Source organism: Armatimonadota bacterium, from assembly GCA_035527535.1.
In the GTDB taxonomy this organism is placed as follows: Bacteria; Armatimonadota; Hebobacteria.
This window is the reverse complement of sequence record DATLAK010000156.1, coordinates 1-20658: the sequence shown is the minus strand read 5'-3', so window position 1 is coordinate 20658 and position 20658 is coordinate 1. Positions and strand designations below refer to the sequence as shown.

Genomic DNA, 20658 nt, shown 5'->3' with positions numbered 1-20658 from the left:
GCTGCCACAAGGAATCTCGAAGCGCCATCGGGAATCAGCCATCGGGGGATGACCTCTCTATGCTAAGGAGTGTTACTCACACCCATGTTTCGCATATGCAGAGTGCATCCCCTCCAAGCTCAAGATGAATAATCCGGGCTAAGCCCACTGGGCCGGGGTGGCGGTCGCGGCGCGACCTAGCCACTCAGGGCAGGTTCTTGAAGGGGGAGGGGTTGCCGGGCGAACTACGACAAGTCATTGCGTTTCGAGGAAGGCTCGCCAAAGACGGAGCTCCTGCCCCACAGCCGCGGCCGTTCCCCGGGCTGAGCGCTTTATGGTAGAATGGGCGCGGGTCGGAGCACGATTCCCGGGTGGTGGAGCGGACATGTCGGGACATTCCAAGTGGCATAACATTCGCCTGCGCAAGGCGCGGGTTGACGCACAGCGGGGCAAGATCTTCACCAAGCTTGCGCGCGAGATCATCATGGCCGCGCGTCAGGGCGGCGGGGATCCCGGCGCCAACACGCGCCTGCGCGACACCGTCCAGCGCGCGCGCGAGGCCAGCATGCCGCAGGACAACATCACCCGCGCCATTCAGCGCGGCACCGGCGAGCTGCCCGGCGTCCAGTACGATGAGGTCGTGTACGAAGGCTATGGCCCCGGCGGCGTGGCCATCATCATGCAGGCCCTGACCGACAACCGCAACCGCACGGTGAGCGAGCTGCGCAGCCTCCTCTCGCGCCACGGCGGCAACCTGGGCGAGGCGGGCTGCGTGGCGTGGATGTTCAACCCCCGCGGCGTCATCATCGTTCCCCGCGACCAGATCGGCGAAGACGCACTGCTCGAGATCGTGCTCGATGCCGGCGGCCAGGACCTCAAGGCCGACCAGGCGTCCTACGAGATAACCACCCGTCCCGAGGACTTCGAGAACGTCAAGTCAGCCCTCGGCGCCAACGATCTCGCGCCCGAGAGCGCCGAGCTGACCCTGGTCCCGCAGAGCACCATCACCGTCACCGGCAAGGAGGGGGAGCAGACCCTCAGGCTGATGGATGCGCTCGAGGATCATGACGACATCCAGCACGTGTATGCCAACTTCGACATCCCCGAGAGCGTGATGGAGGAGGCCGCCGCGTAGCGGCGGCGAGGATCTCACGCCCCGCCCGCAGCCGCACCCTGCGCCTTCACGGTCCCGTGCCTTTTTCCGGGCCGACGCGGTCGAGGAAGTTGTGCTCGCGGACGAAGGCGAGCAGATCGGAAAGCGTGGCCCTCGCCAGGCCGATAACGGTGTCCGCCGCCCCGTAGTACATCCACACTTCATCGCCGCGGACGAGCGCCCCACAGGTGTAGACGACGTTGGGAATGAGCCCGCGCTGCTCCCAATCGGCCTCCGGCGCGAACACCCACTGGGAGGCGCGCGCAATCGCCCGGCGCGGGTTGTCTCGCTCGAGCAGGGCGAGGCCCAGCCGATACACCGGGCGGCCGGCCATGTCCTTGACGCCGTGGTAAATCAGCAGCCACCCCTCAGCGGTGCGTATCGGCGGCGCACCGACGCCGATGCGCAGCCCGTCCCACCACGGCCCTCCGCGGTCCGCCAGCAGCACCCCCGGTTGGCTCCAGTACGAAAAGCCCGCTGACGAGCACGCATACCAAATGTGCTCCTGCCCCCCGGTGACCGGGCGGTGAAGCAGGATCTGCGTGCCATCGAAGGCTTGGGGGAAGACCGCCGCGTCCTTGTTGGTCGGCGGCAGCATCACCCCCAGGCGCGTTACGCTGTCGAAGTCAGACGTCGTCGCCAGCGCCACCGCCGGGCCGTAACGCGAATAGGCGGTGTAGGCGATGACCCATTCCCGCGGCCCGGTGCGCGTCACCCGCGCGTCCTCACACCCCCACTCCTCGAACGGGAACTCGGGCAGGTCCGGCTCCAGCAAGGGCTTGTCGGCGATCTTCCAGTTGTCCACGCCGTTGGCGCTGCGCGCGACGCGAATCTGCGAGATCCCGGTGCGATCCTCGATCCGCAGCAGCAGCACGACCTCGCCGTCCACCTCGGCGACGCCGGGATTGAAGACGGCGTCCACCTCGATCGGCAAGTCCTTCGGGGTCAGCAGCGGCCCCCGGCCGTGACGGGTGAATATCTTCTGAGCCATTGGCACCACCCCCGCGACGTGTCCTCAGCCTCATATTTCGAGACCCGCCCAGCAAGCTCCTGCCCTAGCCGGGAACGCGCCTGCGGCTATGTTCCGTCAGCACGAGAGACACGGGACTCGCAAGGCCAAGCCCGGGTCGCGCGGTGCTGCAGGCTGCGAGAGGGCGACAACGCGACTTCTGTAGGAAGTCGCGCCCAAGTGGGCGCGCCCCGACTCGTCGGGGCGCGGGATGAGGTTCGCGACCCGTGTGGGGCGCCGCGCCCTTGGCTAGATGGCCAGCCTGCCGCCGGCAACCGCGAGGGGCGGAGGCGGCGCTTTGGCGGGGGGCAGATCGAGCATGGCGCGCGCCTGCGCCGGGGTCGCCAGGTCGCGCTGCATCAACTGTGCGAGCCGACGCACGCGAGAGACCAACTGGTGGTTCGAGGCAGGGGGCCGGGTGCGCCAGGTGTAGTAGGGGTTATCCTCGAGGCCCGTGCGGACGTGCCCCCCCATGGCGACGGCCAGGCCGTGGACCTTGAGCTGGTAGCGGCCGATGCCGCCCGCGGCCCAGACCGTGCCCTCGGGCAGCGTGCTCACGAGATACGCGAGGTCCTTGGCGTTTGCCGGGATGGTGCCCAGGGAGCCGAGAATGAGGTTGGCGTAGAGGGGGGCCCGGATGACGCCCTTGTCGAGCAGGCGCTGGGCGAGATTCGCCATGCCGGGCTCGAAGATCTCCAGCTCCGGCTTGATACCGCGGTTGGCCATCCGTCACGCGAGTTCGAGGATGGTATCGGGGCTATTGACATCGGCATGATGAGGGAAGTTCATCGAGCCGAGGGTAAGGCTGGCCATCTCCGGGCGCACGTCGTCAGGGACGGCGAGCGCGGCGGCCTGCACCGCCACGTCTTGCACCAGGCGCCCGCTGCAAGTCACGCAGGTGATGATTTCGGGGCAGGCGGCGCGCACCCGGGCCAGAATATCCGCATAGAGCCCGGTGTCATAGCTGGGAGAGCCGTCAGGCTCGCGCGCGTGGAGGTGGACGATGGCGGCGCCGGCTCGATGCACGGCAGCCACATCGGCCGCGATCTCCTCCGGCGTGACCGGCAGCTCCGGGCACAGGTCCTTGGTGGGGACGATGCCGGTGATGGCGGCGTTGATGATGAGTTTGGGCTGGTCAAGTGCGTCCGGTTCATTCATGTCAGGCCCTCCCCCCAGGAAGTACGTGGCCGGGTGCGCGGCAGCGACCCTCGACACCATGCGAGCTGGGCGGCAAGGATTGTGCCAGCGGCTGGCGGCAGCCCAACAGGTAGGGCGGGAGAAGGCATGACATGAACGGGATCAGGCGTGCGCGGGAGGATCTTGCCTGGTACGTCCGGCACTTGGGTGTGCTGCGCGCCGCCAGGCGGGTCGCGCGCCTGTGCCTCGACGCCGCCTCGCGAACCATCTACAGCCGGTCGGACCTGGTTGTTCACTGCGCCGACCTGGAACGGTGGCCCGATTTCACTCCTCCCGGCGGGCTGACCATCCGTCCGGCACAGGCCAGCGACTTCCACCGGCTCGCCGCCCGGCTTCCCCTGTCTGTCATCCGCGGCTTCCGCGGCCGCATGCGCGAGGGCCAGATCATGTTCCTGGCCGAGGTGGAAGGAGTGCCGGCGGGCTACGCATGGATGTGCACGCAGCCGGACGCCAGGGCCCCGGCCAGCCGCGGGCTGCAGCTCGAACCCGGCGAGGGCCTGCACTGGAGCTCGTTCACCTTCGAGGACTTCCGCCAGCGCGGCATCTACACCGCCCTGCAGCGATTCTCGCGCTCCTACATGAAGGCGCGCGGGTGCGTGCGGGTCTACGGCGGCGCCGACACGCGCAACCCGGCTCCGCTGCGCATGATGAAAAGGCTGGGGCTCAGGCCCGTGCACCTCTGTCGCGTCAGGCGCGTGCTCGGCCACCGGCGCCAGTGGGTGGAGCCAGTAGCGCCTGCCCCCAAGCCATGACCGTCGCCGCCGGCAGGCGCCGACGGTCGGTGTACGTCGCCAGGCACTAGCGATGCGCCAGCTCGGCGCTCAGCCGAAAGTAGCTCTCGACCGCCTCGGCCGACACGTTCCACGGGATGTGGTTGCCGACGCACATGACGTAGCCGCCGCAGACCTGCGCGGTTTCCACCATCGAGCGCACCATCGCCGCGATCTGATCGCGGTCGTTGGTCATGAGGATGCGGTTGTCGCCCTCTCCCGCCAGGAGCTTGTCGGGATACTTGCGGGCGAGCGTCTTCCAGTCGCTGAAGGGCTCGCTGACGAAGCCGTCCGCCCCGCAGGCCGCGACATCGTCGGCAACCGCATCAATGTTGCCGTCGGACATGAAAACGACTCGCTTGCCGGCGTCGTGCAGCAGCGACCAGAACTCCTCGTAGTAGGGGTAAATGTGCTCGCGCAGCCAGCGCGGCGAGCAGATCGGCCCGCGCGCCATGCAAATGTCATCGTGGCATACGACGCAATTGACCGGCAGCCGCGCGAAAGTGCGGAAAACCTTGCGGTTGATGACGGCGAAATCGGCCAGCAGGCGCTTGGTCTCGTCGGGGTAGCCGCCGAAGAGCTCCAGGCACAGCTCCCAGCCGAACGTCAGCAGCGGCCACATGAACAGGGTGTTGTAGAACCCGGTCATGGCGACCTCGCCCTCGGGCGGGGCGCAGGCGGGGTTGTCGCCGGCGTAGAGGCGGTAGAACGCCTCGTCGTCGAGCGAGTAGTCGCGGTCCTCGACGATGTGACCGTCGCGCAGGTCGAGATGCTCCAGCGGCCGGTAGGCGAGCACCTGCTCGATGCCGGTGAACTGCTTACCCCATGACCAGTGCGAGCTATACCCTTCCCCCCAGCGCACACAGCGCTCGCCGGCCTGATTGGTGAACGAAGACTCGTCCTCAGGCAGGCGCGGGCGGGGGGTGTCATCCGGCGGGATGTTGGGACCGAAATCAATCTTGAAGACCTCGCTCAGCCGCTGGTATGCGGTGCGGGGCTTCTCGTACGGGTCAATGCCGGTGACCCGCTGCACGAAGTCAGGATTGGACAGGTGCTCCCAATGCGGGATTCGCCGGGGGGCCAGGCCCATCAGGGCCAGGTATACGTCGCTTGCCATGGCCTGCAAGTTCGGCGCGGGAAGCCGCCATCCCTACCATCGCCCCGCGAGGACCGGAGAAACGGCTGTCCAACCCAGGCAATGGCTTCAGCGCCAACCGCCGACCTGCTGTTGGTGAATCGGGATGCGGCCACCGTCGACCGAGCGGGCAGCACGGCTGCAAGCGCCGTGCGCTTTCTTGCCCAAGGATTGTTCCAATGCGCCCCGAAAACAGTTAGTCCTGGGTGGGGGCCTGACCTCGGGATGCCGACGCGTCGTCACTTGGGTGCACGGTTGATGCCAGGTTTGGCGGCATGGGGATGGAAGCGGAGGTGGGATTGTGCCTGATCAGACAAGTAGCCTTGGGATTATCGTGGAGGAGAACGTGCCCGTCGCCATGCGCGATGGTGTGTTGCTGCGTGCCAACGTCTTCCGGCCGGCCGACGGCTGCCCCGCGCCCGCCCTCCTCGTTCGAACGCCCTACGGCAAGGGCAATTCGGGCTTCGAGCGGTACGTGCGGGCCGGCTATGTGGTCGTCTGGCAGGACTGTCGGGGCCGATATGCCTCCGATGGCGACTTCATCCCTTTCACCGTCGAGGAGGCGGCCGAGGTGGAGGGGCGCGACGGCTATGACACCGTGGAGTGGCTCGCCCGCCAGCCCTACTGCAACGGCAAGGTGGGCACCATGGGCACGTCATACCCGGCGTGGACACAATGGGTGCTGGCGAGGCAGCGTCCTCCCCACCTGGTGGCGATGTGCGCGCGCTCGATACCCCAGGAGCTGACCACCTTTGATGGGCCGGGCGCGTTTCGGCCGGCGCGCCGCCTGCACTGGTGGATTAACAACATCGCGCCCGATGTGCGTCGTCGGCACGGACTGCCCGGGCCTCACACCGTGGACGAAGCATTGGCGATCTGGAATGAAGTCGAGCGCGGCCACTGGATCTACTTCCTGCCCTGGCTCGACCTGCCGCGCTACCTGCCCGAGGGGATCGCTGAGTACGTTGACGACTGGCTCCGACATCCCAACCGCCAAGCCTGGAGAATCGGCGATGCGTACCGCGACATCGCGGTACCGAATCTGGACGTCAGCGGCTGGTTTGACCACTGCAATGGCACGATGGGCCACCTTGCCGGGATGCAGCAGGACGCCCGCACCGAGGCGGCGAGGCGCGGAAGTCGCTTGATCATCGGGCCGTGGAACCACAGCGGGCTGGGCCGGCGCAAGCTGGGGGACATGGATTTCGGCCCGCCGGCCGCCGTGGACATTGATGACCTGACCATCCGGTGGTTCGATTACTGGCTGAAGGGCCTGGACAACGGCATCGGCCGGGCGCCGGCCGTCGAGTACTTCGTGCTCGGCGCCGACCAGTGGAAGTCCGCCGACACCTGGCCGCCGGGGGGTACCCGGGACGCCACGTATTTCCTCAGCAGCGGCGGCGACGCCGGGCACCCTACAGGTTCGGGCCTTCTCACCCCTACCCCTCCTGCGGACGAAGCGAGCGACCGCTATCTCTACGATCCGCGCGACCCGGTCCCGACGCTGTGGTCGCCAGAGCTGTTCAGTGGCGCCCCGGACCGGCGCGCCCTCGAGTATCGGCGCGACATCCTCTACTACCGCACACCGCCGCTGACGGAACCGGTCGAGGTCGTCGGGTACCCTGAGGTCATCCTTCATGCATCGTCCTCCGCGCCCGACACCGACTTCTTCGCCGCCCTCGTGGACGAGCGTCCCGATGGCCCCGCCCTTCAGGTGTGCAGCGGCATCGTGTGCGCACGGCATCGCCACTCTCTGCAGCGTACCGATTTCCTCACTCCCGGCGAGGTCACGGAATTCAGGATCCGCCTCGGCCCGACCGCGTGCCGCTTCCTCGCGGGACATCGCATTCGTTTGGAGATCACCAGCAGCGACTTCCCGAACTACGACCGCAACCATAACGTAGGGCGCAACGACCTGGCGGACGCGGAGCTGGTCCCGGCGCAGCAGACGGTGTTTCACTCGCGGCAGGACTGCTCCCGCCTGGTCCTGAGCACGCAGTGACCGCCTGGTGACCGGCCGGGAGGGGACTGGCTCCATAATTCCCGGATTATGGTACCTGTCCCTGTCCTGGGGACAGTCCCTCATTTTCTCAAAGGAAAATGGGGGCAGTCCCTCCGCAAACACGCACCGTCAGGATGCAAGGTGCGCGAGCACCCGCCGCCCCGCCGAAATCATCTGCGCGTCGGTGGTGGGCGCGAGGCGGCTGGAGCGGCAGAGCCAGGTTTCGTAGCCGCCACCCGCGAAGGCCTCGGCGGTGGGCACGTAGCCGTAGCACCCGTTGGCGAGCTCGACGAGCGCGGTGTGAGCGAAGGGCGAGCCGGCGCGGATTTCGGCGCCGATGGCGGAGAAGATCTCCCCGGGCAGAGCGAGGAGCGCTCCATCCCCGACGCGCAGGCCCGCGATCTCGAGGTCATAGCTCGGGTGTCCCCTGCGCTCGGCCTCGACCAGCAGTAGCTCGCGGAAGACGATCTCGCGCTGAGTCTGCGGGATCTCGTTGAGGCTGCGCCCCGCTGCCCACTCCTCGGCGGCGTACAGGTCCTCCTCCGGGACGACCCGCACCTGGGCCCTGATCACCTCGGAGGCGGCGGCCAGCGGCGGGTCATCTATGAGCGCGGCCTGAGCCGCCAGTTCCAGTGCCCGCTCCGCCAGTCGGGCACCCACGCGCTCCATCGGCTCCTCGCCGTACCGCGTCTGGTCCCGGTTGCTGACGTCGTCCGGGCCCACATCCCCGCAAGGTCCATTGAGGAAAAGCGTCGCCTCAGCGCCCGTCGCGCTCTTGGCCGTCCTGCGCACCACGCCGGGATAGTCCGCGCAGTAGAACTGTGCGCCGCCGACGAAGACCGCATGACAGGCGAAGTTCACGCACAGCGCGAGCGCTGACCCGTCGGCGCGCTCGACGCGCAGCACGGTAAGCGTGTCGTCCGGCTGGCTCTCCGGCTCGACTAGGTCCGGCGCGTCCTTGGGCGGATGCATCAGCACCGACCCGTCCGCCATGCGCCAACGCCGAGGGAAGGCGAAGCCTGGCGCCGGGGCGGCCGCCCAGCCGAGGCGCGCATCTCGCAAACGACTGAAGGCAGTACGGACCGCGTCCTCGACCGCATGCGCGAGGGACTCGATGCACGCCGCGTCCGCCGTGCTCCCCAGGACGTCGCACACCGGCGGGCCCGCGTGCGTATGGGTCGCCGCCAGCAGCAGATACCGAGGATCGAGCACCGGCGAGAGGCGGCGCCGCAGATCGGCGACGACGCGGTTCTTGAGCGAGAGCACGTCGCAGGATACGAAGGCCGCGCGCTGCCCCTGGGATTCCAGAGCGAGCGCGGATACGGTCAGTGGGTCGCGCACATACTCTGCGGTCCGCCGCAGCCACTGGCCGGGCACTTCGCCGCCAACGGCCAGCGTAATGTCCAGTTCGCAGGCTCCGGCTTTCATTCGGGATCGGCCTCAACGGCCAGCACATCATCCGGGCGCGACATCACCTTGATGATCGCATCGGCGAAAGCGCGCATGAGATCGGGGCCATTGGGCGGCCAGATGCCGTTGACGTACAGATTAGTGGCGACGAAGGCGTTGGTGACCGGGTAATCGTTGACGTCGTATGTTATCTCGCTCGCGTGGGGGCAGCGCCAGGGGCAGCCCTTTCCGTAGCCCACGCGCGACTGGAACACCTCCTGTGCGGGCACGGCCATGCGCTGCCAGCGGCCGACAGGCACGCCTTCCGCGCGCAGCGCGGTTTCCACCTTGCGCCGGAAGAGCGGCGCCTCCACCTCCAGGCCCAGGGGCTCGGGGGAGACGTTTAGAACGTAGGTGTAGAACACGCAGGTGCGGTCCTCGGGCACCTGGGGAGTCTCCACCCCCGGCACATCGCGCAGCAGGTCCGTCAGCAGGGCGCAGTTCTCAATGCGGCGAGCGTTGTTGGCGTCAAGGCGCCGCAGCTGGCTCCGAGCGAAGGCCTGGCCGAAAGTGTCGCCGCGGTACATCCATCCCAGGCCATAGGCGTTATACTCCTGCTCGCGGCCCTCACGGCCGGGAACGACCAGTTCCCCCAGGTATTCCAGCAGGGCGGCGCGCTTGTGAATCAGCTCGTCGTCGGTGGTGAAGATGCCGCCGTGACTGCCGGTGGTGAGCAGCTTGCTGGCCTGGAGACTGAAGCCGGCGGCATCGCCGAGGGCGCCGCACAGCCGGCCTTTGTAGCGCGCGCCGTGGGCTTGGGCCACATCCTCAATCACCGCGAGGCGATGCCTATCGGCGATTTCCGTGATGGCATCCATGTCGGCTGGCATTCCGTGGATGTGGACCGGTATGATGGCGCGCGTGCGGTCGGTGATACGCCTTTCGATCTGCGTGGCATCCATGGTCCACGTGCCGGGCTCGACATCAACGAAGACCGGGATCGCGTTGTGGTGGAGCACGGCCGCCGCCGTCGCCCAGTAGGTGAACGCCGGACAGATGACCTCGTCGCCGGGCTCGATGCCCACGCCGGCAACGCCCATGTGCAGCGCCGCCGTGCCGCTGTTGCAGGGGATGGCATAGGCTACCCCCATGTACTGCGCCCACTCCTGAGCCAGCGCCGCGAACTGGATCTCGCGCTGGCGCCCCATGTCACCGTCGCGCATGACCTCGGCGACGGCCTCACGATCGGCGTCGGTCACATGCGGCCAGGGGCGAACGCTCCCCTCGGATACTGTCGGCTCACCCCCGTGCACCGCAAGTCGTGTGCCCACAATCACCACCTCCGATCACTGCTCTGCACCCGCTGAACCCACAGGATACTTGAACGATGCTATATCATGCGAACGCATCCCACAGTCATATCACCGCGAGTCCAGAGCGCCCTAATCAGGCCCACGAGAAGCCGCAGCGGCTAGGTCGCTCCGCGACCGCCGTGGCCGCCTTCGGCCTAGCCACTTGGCTGCTAGTGCCCGGGAAACACCAGCGCCCGAAACCACAGGATCGCGTGCACCACCAGCCCGACCTGCGCCAAGTGCACCCGGTCGTAGCGCATGGACTCGGGCACATAGGTGTCGGTGTCGGGCCCGGGCAGGGCCAGGCCCATGCGGAATAGCCCCTGCTGCGCTGCGCGCACCTGCTGCATCTGCTCCTGCGGAAGGTCCGGAATGTGGCTGGCGAGGGCGACGTACCACGGCACATGCCAACCGGCGTCAGCGCGCGACTGCTCGATCATGGTCGCCATGTTCTGGTACGTGCGCTCGGTCGAGAAGCTCCCGATCGCATCCGATTCGCCTTGATGCCATAGCACTGCGCGCACCCGCCGGCCGCTGAGGGCCCGTTTGAGAGGAGGATAGAGGTCGCCGGTCGGCAGCCACTGCTCGGTTGACGTGCCGCCGACGGCAACGTTGATGAAGCCGATCGGCACCCCCTCGCAGCGAGCCAGCAGTTCCCCCAGCACCGGCCACGGGCTGCCGACGCCCATACCCGCGGGCAAGCGCTCTGGACTATCGGCCAGTGCCCACTCCGCGGCGTCTGTGCACACCGAGACCATGCCGCTGCGATCGGCGATGAAGCCGTCGCCGTGTCCGGCGGCGTTCGACTGGCCCGCGACCACAAAGACATCGCCCACGCCGAACGGCATCAGGCGCCGGCGCCGCCGACCGGCGGACATCGCCAGGGTGTACCAGCCGCCCTCGGGCACCTCCACCGCGCCGGAGAGCGCACCACCGCGCACCTCGAACTCGCGCCGCGCCACGACGCGCCCGCAGGCGTTGAGGACGAAGACGGGCACCCTCCCTGACAGCTCCGCAAGCCCGGTCATCTGAACCGGCACCGACGCTCTGCCTGCGTCGCGCTGCAATACTTCGTACCTGTTTGGCCGCACCACTCGCACGTCGTCGTCCAAGGCTTTCATCCCCATTCTCGCAGTCGCGCCGGTCTGGCGGCGCTACTCCGCCAGCCCACAAACCTCACTGACCAACTCGCTCACCGCTTCGATCTTCTCGATCTGCCCGACCTGGGAGATCTCGTCGGATACCCCCAGGATCAGCCGCGGCGCGAATATGTCTATCACCCGGCGGGCGAAATCGAGCACCTCCGAGACCGGGTACGAGGGCAAGAAGTGGATCGCCGGCAGCAGGTCGAGGCAGACGAGCTGATCGCCGACCGCGTCCTTGATCTCCTCCAGCGTGATGTCGCCCATTGGCTTGGGCGTCAGCGCCTCGACCGCATGCAGCCGTGCCGGCTTGAGGTAAGGCAGGATCAGGCGCGCATGGCCGTCCCAGTGGCTGTGGACATAGCGCCCCGCGGCGCCGAGGGTATCGCTAATCCACTGCCAGCGCGGCAGCAGGTAGCGCTCCAGGATCGGCGGCGGGGTGAACTCGTTGGTGGCGTGGTCACCCAGATTGAAGAGGCGGCACGGGAGCGTCAGCGCCGCGTCAACCATCCGCCGGTCGCGACGGTCGCACGCCTCCAGGTGGGCCTCGACCGTCGCTCGATCGTCGTGTAGGAGGTAGAACGTTGCCTCGAGGCCCGCGTGAAACTTGATGAGATCGGTGAAGCCGGAGCTCTCGAGGAAGACCGTCGGCTCTGCGCGCCGCCCGACCCTGGCCGCCGTCTCCTCGAAGGCGGCGAGGTCCGCCCGAAACTGCGCGCGCTCCACCACCTCGGTCAACACCCGCAGGTCGCGCGGCTCCTTGACCGGCCATTCGATGATGCGCCGATTGTGCAGCTTGCCGTCGCTCCAGATGTCGCGATAGACGGTGCGCAGGCTGCCGGAGGGCGTGGTCACGGTTTGGATGAAGAGGTCGCCTTGCTGCTCCTCGGCGCGCACCACGTCCGCGGGCTCCTCGTAGCGCTCTAGCCCCGCCGACGCGGCGTAGCGCACCGAGCACCCCAGAGCGTCGTAGATTTCCAACAGGTCGAGGCCGCGGAAGCGCGCCGGCATCGTTCCTTCTGCCTGGTGGTGGTGGATCCAGGTCTCCAGCCGCGGCTGCCAGAGCACGGCGTCAGCGGTGCCCTGAAAAACTGCCAGGTTAAGCTCCTTACGTGTCAAGCCACATGCTCCGTTCTCGAAGGTGGGCAGTGGATACCCCAGGTCCTACCTCGCCAGGCGGAATAGCCTCCCGTCGCCCGCCTCCAGCGAGACGGCGATTGTTGCGCCGTCGCCCGGCGTGGCATAGCCCCTCCATTCGCGGCGAGCGCGGTCGAACTCCTGCACGCGCGCGCCGCGGGGCAGGCGAAGCCGGGCCGTGGCCGCGCGGCGATAGTCGCGGTTGACAACCATGAGGGCGGTGGCCTCGCTCCCCTCGCCAAAGAGCCCGAGGACGAACTCGCCCGCGCTCACGACCCCGACGGATGCGTCGGCTGGAACGGCCTCGGCTCCGGTCGGAAGCGGCGCGGTGTGATACACGCCCAGCGAATGCAGTGCCATGAGCGCGCGGCTGAGTGCTTCGATCTCAGCGTTCAATCGAGCGGCGTCAAGGGCCAGCGGCATGCGTTTCCCGTCCTGATACAGCCCGCCATACGCCGCCGGCCCCCAGTAGAGGAAGTAGCTTATCCCCCGCCCGCCGTAGGCCAAGGTGGTATAGACCAGCCAGCGCAGCTCGGCCGCGTTCGGCAAGCGCCAGTCCGGGATGATGGTGCAGGCCTGGATGATGTTCATGAAGGGCACGCCGGCGCGCAACGCCGTCTCGCGAATCAGCCCCAGGTTGAAGAAGTACTGATCGGTGTCGTGGTGCTTGAAGAAGTGATAATGGTCGTAGCTTATCAACCCGGGCTCGACGATCTCCATGAACTGGCGCAGGTGCTCGCGGTAGGCGGTCGCGGTGTCGCCGGTAACGCCCAATTGCTCGTTGGTGGCATAGGTGGGAAAGAGGTTGATGTAGGCGAAATGGGCGGGGTCGCGCTCGCGCAAGTAGGCGACCAGCCGCCCCAGGGCCGGAAAGTCCTTGGCGCTGGGCTCGTCGGTGAGGTAGTAGGCATCCAGCGCGGGATGGTCTTTCACACGCGCGACGAGGGCATCGAGTTGGGTGTTACGGCCTGGGTCGTCGAGCGATGCGGGGGCTAGCAGGGGGTCTTGCAGCATCGCGCGCAGGCCGTGGCGGGCCACGACGTCCAACTCGTCGGCCTTGGCCCATACCAGGTTGTAGTGTTCAGACTTGATCGCTGCCAGCGCCTGGTCGGTATTGGGCGGCGACAGCCAGCAGGTGATGATCATGCGATCCTGCTGCCACGGCGTCGCTGTGGCAACGGCGCAGACTAGAGCCAGGAACAGACTAGCGAACGCTAACAGGTGTAGCAGCGTCATGACTTCCCTCCGGCTGACGTTGATTCCGCACGGGGGCGGGCTCCGCGGTGACCACGCGCCGACGTCAGCCTGCTACGTCAGGTGCTTGAACTGCGGCAGCAGCGGCGCCTGCGTGCGGAACAACTCGTCCACCATCTGCTTGATCTCCGCCAGCGACAGCACCGCCGCCGCCACCGGATCGTAGCAGCAGGCGTGATAGGCCGCCCTCGGATCGCCGGTCAGCGCGGATTCGACCGTGAGCTCGATGGCGGCGGTGTTGACCTGGTTGAGGGCGGCGCACTGCGGGGGCAGCGCCCCAATGTGCACACCCATCAAGCCCGCCCTATTCGCGACCACCGGCACTTCGATCGCGGATCCCGGCGGCAGGTTAGTGATGAGCCCGGTGTTGGGCACGGTGGCGTTGAACTCGAACAGCTCGTCGAACAGCAGCCCGCGCACGATGCTGGAGGCGTACTCGTGGGAGCGGCCGAGCTTGATCGGCACGCGCCCCTCGGCGTAGTCGCGCATCTGCCGCTGCCATTTCTCCCCCCGCTCGCGGTCGTCGTACTCGGCGAGGATGAAGCCGTGCGCGCCCGGGTTCCAGTTCTCGCCGTGGGTGCAATACTGCTCGATCAGGTCCGGCCGCTTGCGGAACCACCAGTTGTACTCCGAATTATGCCCGCTCGACTCGGTCACGTAGTAGCCAAGGGCCTTGAACATCTCGTTGCGCACGAGGTCCTTGCGATAGATCTCGGGCCGCTCGACCGCCTCCCGCAGCAGTGGATAAGCATCCTTGCCGTTCCACTCGAAGCGCAGCGCCCACGCCTGGTGGTTGATGCCCGCGCACACGCACGTGATCTCCTGCGCCGGCGCTTGGATCCACGACCCCAGCATCGCCCCCAGCCCCTGCACGCTGTGGCACAGTCCCACCAGCCGCACCGACGTCGCCTGCTGCATGGCCCGGCACAGCATGGACATGGGGTTGGTGTAGTTGAGCAGGTAGGCGTTGGGCGCGTGGCGCTCGAGGTCGCGGCAGATGTCGAGCATCATGGGGATGGTGCGCAGCGCGCGAAACACCGCCGGCGTGCCCATGCTGTCGCCGACGTTGAAGTCCGCCCCGTACTTCATGGGAATCTCGATCTCGGGCCTGAAACCGTCAACCCCGTGCGCCAGGATGGTGGTGATGACGATATCCGCGTCTTTGATTCCTTCGGCGCGATCCAGCGTTGCCTCGACCTTCGCCGGGTAGCCGCCGACCTCGACGATCCGGGCGACCGCGCGTTTGGCGTAGTCCAGGCGCTGTTCGTCCGTGTCGATCAGCGACAGCGTGGCGTCCTGCATGTCCTCCCACGACAGCATGTCGATTGCCAAGGTGCGGGTGAAGCCCAGGCTGCCCGCTCCCACGAACGCGATCTTGATCACTTGCCACTCTCCTTGCGGCGGCAGCGACTTCTGGAATGTAACCCCCTCCAGGTGCGCATCGGCTCGCCCCGCGCGCATGCGACTCGGCCGCGCGGCGAGCGGAGCCGCGCGGGGAACGCGAAACTTGGTTCCCTGCGCACAGCATACTACCACGCCCTCGGCGCTGCGACCTGCAGCCGCCCCGAATTCGCGTGCTCCGCGCTGCCCCCTGGCGTAGTGCACCGGCAGGAAATGCTTCGCCGCAAGCAGAAGTACGAAGTACAAAGTGCTCGAGGGGGCCTGGTGCAGACTGCGCCCCCGCACGGAGGCGCAATCCGGCGTTTCGGGTCATCCCGGGCGGGGTCTTCGTGACTCCGGTCGCCGGGCGAGCCGGGCCTCGGCACCCCGCTGCCGGGGGCAGCCTTGAAATACCCTCTGATTTAGCGCCGCGAACAGCGCCTGTGGCACGAATCTTGCGACTCAAATGCCCGGAGAGGTAGGCACGCCGATGACCAGATGGGCCGTTCTCGCGGTGACCGCGGCCGCCGTCGTGTGCGTCACGTCGCACCCGGCACGGGCGGAGCAGAGCAGCTATGTGCCGGGCATCAAGGTTCTGCTCGAAGTGCGCACCCCGCAGGGGGATCTGCGCACCTTCCAGCTCCCCGGCGCCCCCCCGACCTACTGGCAGCAGGACATGCCCGTAGTCCAGGGAGACAAGCTGACCGTCAGCCCCATGATCGCCACCGGCGGCGCTGAGCTGGGTCAGGTGACCGTCCGGCTGGACAACGAACCCCTGGCGGCGACCTCGGAGGCGCCCTGGCGCGCGGAGGTGGAAACCGCGAAGCTGACCCCGGGCTACCACTCGGTGGAGGTATGGGCCGGCATCAAGCCGCCCAACGCGGGCGAGGGAAGCACCGCCATTGCCTTCCTGGTGGTGCCCCCGAGCGATCCCCTGCTGCAGAGCGGGCAGGCGGCCGCCGGTCCGCCGGTCAGCGACGAGGAGAAGTTGGCTTGCGCCATCCGCGCCCTGGACCCGAAGGTGGACAAGCAGCTTCTCACCACCTCTACCGCGAAGGTCGCCGGGCCTACGCTGTTTCATGTCACGGCGGGCCCTGCGGCCAAGGAGTTCTTCTACAGCCTCAGCCGGGAGGGGCGGGTCACCTACACTTCACCGCTGCTCCCGGTGCAAACGAGCGTCCTGCTCACGCCCCTGGAGGATCAAGGCCCGGGGCAGGAGCCGGGCGAGGTGATTCTGACCATGCGCGTCGGCGACGGCGCGGGGCGGTTCGGCCCGCCGGCTTGGGTGACGGTGGGCATCGTAGCCCCGGAGGCGACGAAGTGAAGATGCTCGTGCGAGGCTGGCTGTTGGCCGTGACTCTGATCCTGCTATCAGTCCCGGCGGGTGCCGCCGGCCGACACCGCACGGGGCCGGATTCATTCCTCACCTGGCGGGCATACACGGTCGAGGATCTGGTGAAGCAGGTCGAGGGGGATTCCGTAATCCGGCAGCGGCTCGCCAAGCACTTCCACGTTTCCCAGGCCGGGCTGGCGTCCTACCTGCGCAAGCACCTGCGCGTCATCACCTTCTCCGAATCGGGATGGCGGCCGGTCTACGGCGTGAACAGCATCGGGCGCATCTATCGCGCCCGCGACTACTTCCACAAGGGCGCGAAGGTCTTCGGGCTTGCCGACGGCACGCCGCTGCTCAAGTACGCGTGCGGCAATCCGCTGGTCACCGAGCTTCCCGGCCAGGCGCAGGTCGCGGCCCGTCCGCCGCAGACCCGGATGCACTCCCCGCAGGAGTTCGTGCTGGTGGTGGCGCTGCCAGTTGCTCCGGTGATCGAGATCCCCACCGCCTCCCCGTTCACCACTCCCGATGAGCGCCCGGGCGTGGCGGACCTGCCGGCAGCTCCCACCATCGCGGTGCCGACCGCGGTGATGGCAGCCTCCGGTGGGCTGGCGCTGTTGCCGCTGGTGGGCCTGCTGGGCGTGGAGGGGGGCGGCACCCCACCGGTCGTCCCGGAACCAAGTGACCTGATGCTGCTGGCCGCCGGTCTTGCCATGCTCGGGGGCCTGGCCCTCTGCCGCCGCCGCAGCGAACTTAGGCTCGCCGCGGCGAGCGTCGCTCGGCGGGCCGCGCGCCCCTAAGCCCGCGGGGCCGGGGTGGCGGGCCGCGGCGCGACCTAGCTAGCCACTAGCGATTGCCGGCGCCCCGGCCGGCGGCGCTACCGCCCACCGCGGGGCCCAACGGCACCGGGGTTACCACCTTCTCCTATAACCCCGCCAACGCGCTGGAGGTGGTGACCTATCCCGGCGCCAAGACCATCACCTATACCTTCGACGAGATCGGCAATCGCCAGACGATGACCGACCCGGATGCGGGGTTGACAAGCTATTCCTTTGACAGCCGGAATCTGATATCATGGCTGGTGAATCCGTTCGCCGAACGCACGACTTGGGTGTATGATGCAATCGGGCGGGTGACCACCATGACCCACGGCAACGCCTCCGTGGCCGAGCACGATTACGACACCGGCGGCCGCCTGACCGCCGTGCGCAATCTGAAGTCCGACCGCTCCGTCATCTCCGTTTTCACGTATTCCTACGACAGCATCGGCAATCGCACCGGCGTTCAGGAGGCCAATGGCGATCTGGTCACCTGGTCTTACGACGAGACTTACCAGCTCACCCGCGAGCAGCGAAGCGGCGACAACGCCTACGACACCACGTTCAGCTATGACGGCGTCGGCAATCGGCTGACCCAAGTCTCCTCCGGCGCAACCACTACGTATGCCTACGACGCCGCGAATGAACTGACTACCTCCGAAGATGCGTCGGGCGTTACGACATTCACTTACGATAGCAACGGCAATACAACCGGGGAGATTCGACCGAACGCGGATCGGGTTACATATACCTGGGATATCGAGAACCACCTGACCAAGATCGAGCTTCCGGCGAGCGTCGTGAACACCGTGACCCTGGACGGCGACGGCAAGCGGCGGACGATAGAGGACAGCGACGGGCTGCGGAAGTTGATGTGGGACCTGGAGAACATCCTGGCCGAGACGGACAGCAACAATGCCACCGTCGCGGTCTACACACTCGCCCCGGAAGAGTACGGGGAGTTGATTTCGCAGCGGAGATCGGGGGCGACGGCGTTCCATCACTTTGACGGGCTGGGTAGCACGAACAAGCTCACCGGTGCCGACCAGGCGAGCCTGATCGAATACCTCTACCGCGCCTTCGGGCAGCACACGGTGCTGTCCGGCTCCAGCCCCAACCGCTTCACCTGGGTCGGACAGCTCGGTTACTATCGCCAGCCCGACCCCGACGACTACTGGGTCAGGGCGCGCATTACGAGCCGCAGCGGCCAAGGATTCCTGTCGAGTGTTTCGCTGCGTTGGCCCGACGAGCACCCGTATAACTACTGCGACAACGACCCGGTCAATTGGGTTGATTCCAATGCGTTCAGGAAACGGAAGAAGGGGGACCCCTACTCCAAGCCACCGACGCCGACGGCGCGGCCTGTCGGCGGCACCATTGCACACTGCTGGGGGCTTCTACGGGCTGCACGCGCAGGTCTGGACCAAGGGGGATGCCGCAAGGCGAACGACCGGATCTATGACTTGAAGCAGCAGTGTCTTCCGTACTACCCCAGCCTTTCCTGGTCCCTGGAATTCTATGATCTAATCATTGACTACTTCAAGGACTGTCCACCCCCGTCGGGGCCGGGGATAGGTCCGGTCCCCTATACAGGTCCGGCCATTCGCGCCCCTGAGGTGCCTCGAGTGCCGGTACCGGGAGGCTGCCTCAACCCGCACAAGTGGGAGGACTGCGGCCGGTGCGGCGGCGCAACAACTCAGGAGCAATGCGGTGACTGCTGTTCTGGCTTCTATCGCGCCGACCAGTTCCGGTGTGAGGAGATCGCGAAGTGCGAACACTTGCCCCACTATGAGGAGGCACATCTTGCGGATTAGGTGACGGAGGCACTATGGGCACTTTGAATGTCAGAGGTGTTATATGGGCCGGTTTAGTCAGTCTTGTTCTCGCGATGACCGGTTGCTACGCCGGCAGGCATGCGGCGCAAGTAACCCGGTCCGCCTCTGCTTCGTCCAGCTACGTGACGGCGCGGGAGAAGGACACCGCGCCGTGCCCGGCGATCGTCAGCGGACTTCGCGTGTCGCCAACTGGGCGTTTTGTGGCCTTCAACCTCATACTGGCTAGGGAGTACCAAGCGCGATCCGCTTATGTTGTGCGCTTGGGTGACGCCGAGGTAATCGCGTCTTTTCGGAAGGCCGTGCCGCTAGATCTGATCGGCTGGAGCGCTGACGAGCAGAGCCTGTACCTTCGCATGTCGGGTCAGGTAGTACGGCATCACCTGGCAAGCGGCGAGGAAACGCCCGTTCCTATGACAGCTCCCAACGGACCCGCCCTCAAGGTGGCCCGTGCGCTCTACTCCCCTGGGTTGGATGAGTTCATAATCCAGCAAGAGCACGGGCCGTGGTATGCCGTGCGCATGCCGACGCGCCGGGCGGAGTTCCTGATGCCGGAGGGAATGGACTATGTCGCTTTGGGAGCGGACCGCGAACGGCATGTCGCCGTCTTCGTGGCGTGCGAGTCTCGTGTCCTTTCCGCTCGTCATGAGTGGAGAGGGACTCCCAGTGTAGCATTGTATCCGCCCCGCGACCGGCGCGCGCGAGTGTTGCGACTTGCATTGCCCCGGGGCAGGATCCTGCGCTACGGCGCGATTACCCGCGATGGTCGGTCGGCTGTCCTGTGCTACCAGGAATACCCCTGGTTACCCACTAAATGCCGCCTGTGCGACGTGGACTTGGCCACCGGCGCGATCAAGCACACCGCCGCCCTGCCACTGCAACCCGAGTTAGCGGTCTACCGGGCGAACATCCTGCGGACGTCACGCGCCGACGACGGAGAGGTTCTTCTAGTCGCTACAGAAAGCAGCCTCTTCACGCTGTCCCTGGACCACTTCATTCTTCGTACGGTGCCCGGTGGCCCCTGGCCGATGTTCACTGACGTGGACGTAACGGGTAAGAGCTGGCAGGCGCTTGTAGCGACTTGGCCGGACGCTGGCATCTGGGTGGTTGACCTCCATAGTGGCACCCGGCGATTGCTGGGGAAGGCAGCGGGTAGAGGATGGGGTGGTGCAGGGACGCACTGACAGTGGCTGGCTCAAGGTGCGCAAGATCTATCCGAGCGCGTTGTTCCCGGAGACCGATGCGCATGTCAAATTGCTTTGGGACTCCTTGCGCTTGTCACGTAGCTTTGGAACACCTATGGCAGGCGAGAAAGGCCCTGGACTGAGGCCCTCGCCTGGGTGACGGGACGTGACACCCGTAGCTGCTGAGCGGCGGGATACCGGTTGAGGCGAGTCATCGAAGCCCGCCGCAGCCGCCGACGGGGGTGAAGGGTATCGCCAAGGCGCGTTTGGGCGTCAACCGACGAGCAAAACAACCAGACGCGTGGGCTAAGCAGAAAGCCGGTAAGCAGTAACGCGCGACTCAGCGAAGACGCGTCGCTCGATGTTGAGCGGCAGCGTCTTCGCGGTCTTGGGCGGCTTCCTCCATTGCTCGCCACGGTGGATCAGCGCTGGCGGCGCCCCGTCGAGGGTCATGTGTCCGCGGTAGCCGTTGTAGTAGACCGGAAAGTCATTCAGCAATCCGCTCAGGTGATCCATACCGCGAATGAGGGCAACGCGGTTCAGCCATTCGTGCTTGAGCGTCCAGATGACGCGCTCGGTGACGGCAATGGAGCCG

General features: G+C 66.8%; 16 protein-coding genes and 1 pseudogene. 7 read left to right on the top strand and 10 right to left on the bottom strand.

The genetic code is table 11. The features are described from left to right. Positions 1-364: 364 nt before the first annotated feature. Positions 365-1114 (top strand): YebC/PmpR family DNA-binding transcriptional regulator, encoded by a 750-nt coding sequence (locus tag VM221_11135; protein HUT75369.1) that lies wholly within the window; start codon positions 365-367, stop codon positions 1112-1114. A 46-nt stretch (positions 1115-1160) separates the two neighbouring features. Here the strand turns inward: VM221_11135 and VM221_11130 are convergent, their stop codons facing one another. Both VM221_11130 and VM221_11125 read right to left on the bottom strand, forming a co-directional pair. Then, positions 1161-2123 (bottom strand): glycosidase, encoded by a 963-nt coding sequence (locus VM221_11130; protein HUT75368.1) that lies wholly within the window; start codon positions 2121-2123, stop codon positions 1161-1163. A gap of 267 nt (positions 2124-2390) precedes the next feature. Continuing rightward, positions 2391-3299 (bottom strand): annotated as a pseudogene (locus tag VM221_11125) (3-keto-5-aminohexanoate cleavage protein). Positions 3300-3430: 131 nt separating this feature from the next. Between VM221_11125 and VM221_11120 the strand changes: the two are divergent. Continuing rightward, positions 3431-4090, top strand: coding sequence for a GNAT family N-acetyltransferase (locus tag VM221_11120; GenBank protein ID HUT75367.1), 660 nt, complete (start codon positions 3431-3433; stop codon positions 4088-4090). Positions 4091-4136: 46 nt separating this feature from the next. Here the strand turns inward: VM221_11120 and VM221_11115 are convergent, their stop codons facing one another. Then, the gene (locus VM221_11115; protein HUT75366.1) at positions 4137-5225 is read right to left on the bottom strand and encodes a uroporphyrinogen decarboxylase family protein; all 1089 of its coding nucleotides are present in this window, start codon (positions 5223-5225) and stop codon (positions 4137-4139) included. A gap of 319 nt (positions 5226-5544) precedes the next feature. Between VM221_11115 and VM221_11110 the strand changes: the two genes are divergently transcribed. Next, positions 5545-7245 (top strand): CocE/NonD family hydrolase, encoded by a 1701-nt coding sequence (locus VM221_11110; protein ID HUT75365.1) that lies wholly within the window; start codon positions 5545-5547, stop codon positions 7243-7245. A 129-nt stretch (positions 7246-7374) separates the two neighbouring features. Here VM221_11110 and VM221_11105 read toward each other — a convergent pair whose 3' ends face one another. From VM221_11105 to VM221_11080, 6 genes are all read right to left on the bottom strand, one after another. Further along, positions 7375-8673 carry a hypothetical protein gene (locus VM221_11105; protein ID HUT75364.1) on the bottom strand — a complete coding sequence of 433 codons (1299 nt, stop codon included), beginning with the start codon at positions 8671-8673 and terminating at the stop codon, positions 7375-7377. After that, on the bottom strand, positions 8670-9965 hold the full coding sequence (locus VM221_11100; GenBank protein ID HUT75363.1) for a DegT/DnrJ/EryC1/StrS family aminotransferase: 1296 nt from the start codon (positions 9963-9965) through the stop codon (positions 8670-8672). The genes VM221_11105 and VM221_11100 overlap by 4 nt, the downstream gene beginning before the upstream one ends. Before the next feature lie 191 nt (positions 9966-10156). After that, entirely contained in the window at positions 10157-11107 is a 951-nt protein-coding gene (locus tag VM221_11095) for a sialate O-acetylesterase (protein HUT75362.1), read from the bottom strand. 33 nt (positions 11108-11140) lie between these two features. Next, complete coding sequence (locus tag VM221_11090) at positions 11141-12247, bottom strand: hypothetical protein (GenBank protein HUT75361.1); 1107 nt, start codon at positions 12245-12247, stop codon at positions 11141-11143. Positions 12248-12292: 45 nt separating this feature from the next. Then, positions 12293-13501, bottom strand: coding sequence for a hypothetical protein (locus tag VM221_11085; GenBank protein ID HUT75360.1), 1209 nt, complete (start codon positions 13499-13501; stop codon positions 12293-12295). A gap of 72 nt (positions 13502-13573) precedes the next feature. Next, on the bottom strand, positions 13574-14902 hold the full coding sequence (locus tag VM221_11080; protein HUT75359.1) for an alpha-glucosidase/alpha-galactosidase: 1329 nt from the start codon (positions 14900-14902) through the stop codon (positions 13574-13576). A 487-nt stretch (positions 14903-15389) separates the two neighbouring features. On the opposite strand from VM221_11080, the gene VM221_11075 reads away from it, so the two are divergent. From VM221_11075 to VM221_11060, 4 genes are all read left to right on the top strand, one after another. Beyond that, positions 15390-16223 carry a hypothetical protein gene (locus VM221_11075; protein HUT75358.1) on the top strand — a complete coding sequence of 278 codons (834 nt, stop codon included), beginning with the start codon at positions 15390-15392 and terminating at the stop codon, positions 16221-16223. A gap of 2 nt (positions 16224-16225) precedes the next feature. Beyond that, positions 16226-17029, top strand: a complete 804-nt coding sequence (locus VM221_11070; GenBank protein ID HUT75357.1) for a PEP-CTERM sorting domain-containing protein — start codon at positions 16226-16228, stop codon at positions 17027-17029. Positions 17030-17082: 53 nt separating this feature from the next. Then, complete coding sequence (locus tag VM221_11065; protein ID HUT75356.1) at positions 17083-18861, top strand: hypothetical protein; 1779 nt, start codon at positions 17083-17085, stop codon at positions 18859-18861. A gap of 431 nt (positions 18862-19292) precedes the next feature. Continuing rightward, the gene (locus tag VM221_11060; protein HUT75355.1) at positions 19293-20063 is read left to right on the top strand and encodes a hypothetical protein; all 771 of its coding nucleotides are present in this window, start codon (positions 19293-19295) and stop codon (positions 20061-20063) included. A gap of 306 nt (positions 20064-20369) precedes the next feature. Here the strand turns inward: VM221_11060 and VM221_11055 are convergent. Continuing rightward, positions 20370-20658 (bottom strand): hypothetical protein (locus VM221_11055; GenBank protein HUT75354.1); only part of this gene is annotated, 289 nt, incomplete at its 5' end.

Coding starts and splice junctions, on each gene's coding strand:
- VM221_11135 (HUT75369.1), top strand. CDS start 365: ATGTCGGGACATTCCAAGTGGCATAACATTCGCCTGCGCAAGGCGCGG.
- VM221_11130 (HUT75368.1), bottom strand. CDS start 2,123: ATGGCTCAGAAGATATTCACCCGTCACGGCCGGGGGCCGCTGCTGACC.
- VM221_11120 (HUT75367.1), top strand. CDS start 3,431: ATGAACGGGATCAGGCGTGCGCGGGAGGATCTTGCCTGGTACGTCCGG.
- VM221_11115 (HUT75366.1), bottom strand. CDS start 5,225: ATGGCAAGCGACGTATACCTGGCCCTGATGGGCCTGGCCCCCCGGCGA.
- VM221_11105 (HUT75364.1), bottom strand. CDS start 8,673: ATGAAAGCCGGAGCCTGCGAACTGGACATTACGCTGGCCGTTGGCGGC.
- VM221_11095 (HUT75362.1), bottom strand. CDS start 11,107: ATGAAAGCCTTGGACGACGACGTGCGAGTGGTGCGGCCAAACAGGTAC.
- VM221_11085 (HUT75360.1), bottom strand. CDS start 13,501: ATGACGCTGCTACACCTGTTAGCGTTCGCTAGTCTGTTCCTGGCTCTA.
- VM221_11075 (HUT75358.1), top strand. CDS start 15,390: ATGACCAGATGGGCCGTTCTCGCGGTGACCGCGGCCGCCGTCGTGTGC.
- VM221_11070 (HUT75357.1), top strand. CDS start 16,226: ATGCTCGTGCGAGGCTGGCTGTTGGCCGTGACTCTGATCCTGCTATCA.
- VM221_11060 (HUT75355.1), top strand. CDS start 19,293: ATGACAGCTCCCAACGGACCCGCCCTCAAGGTGGCCCGTGCGCTCTAC.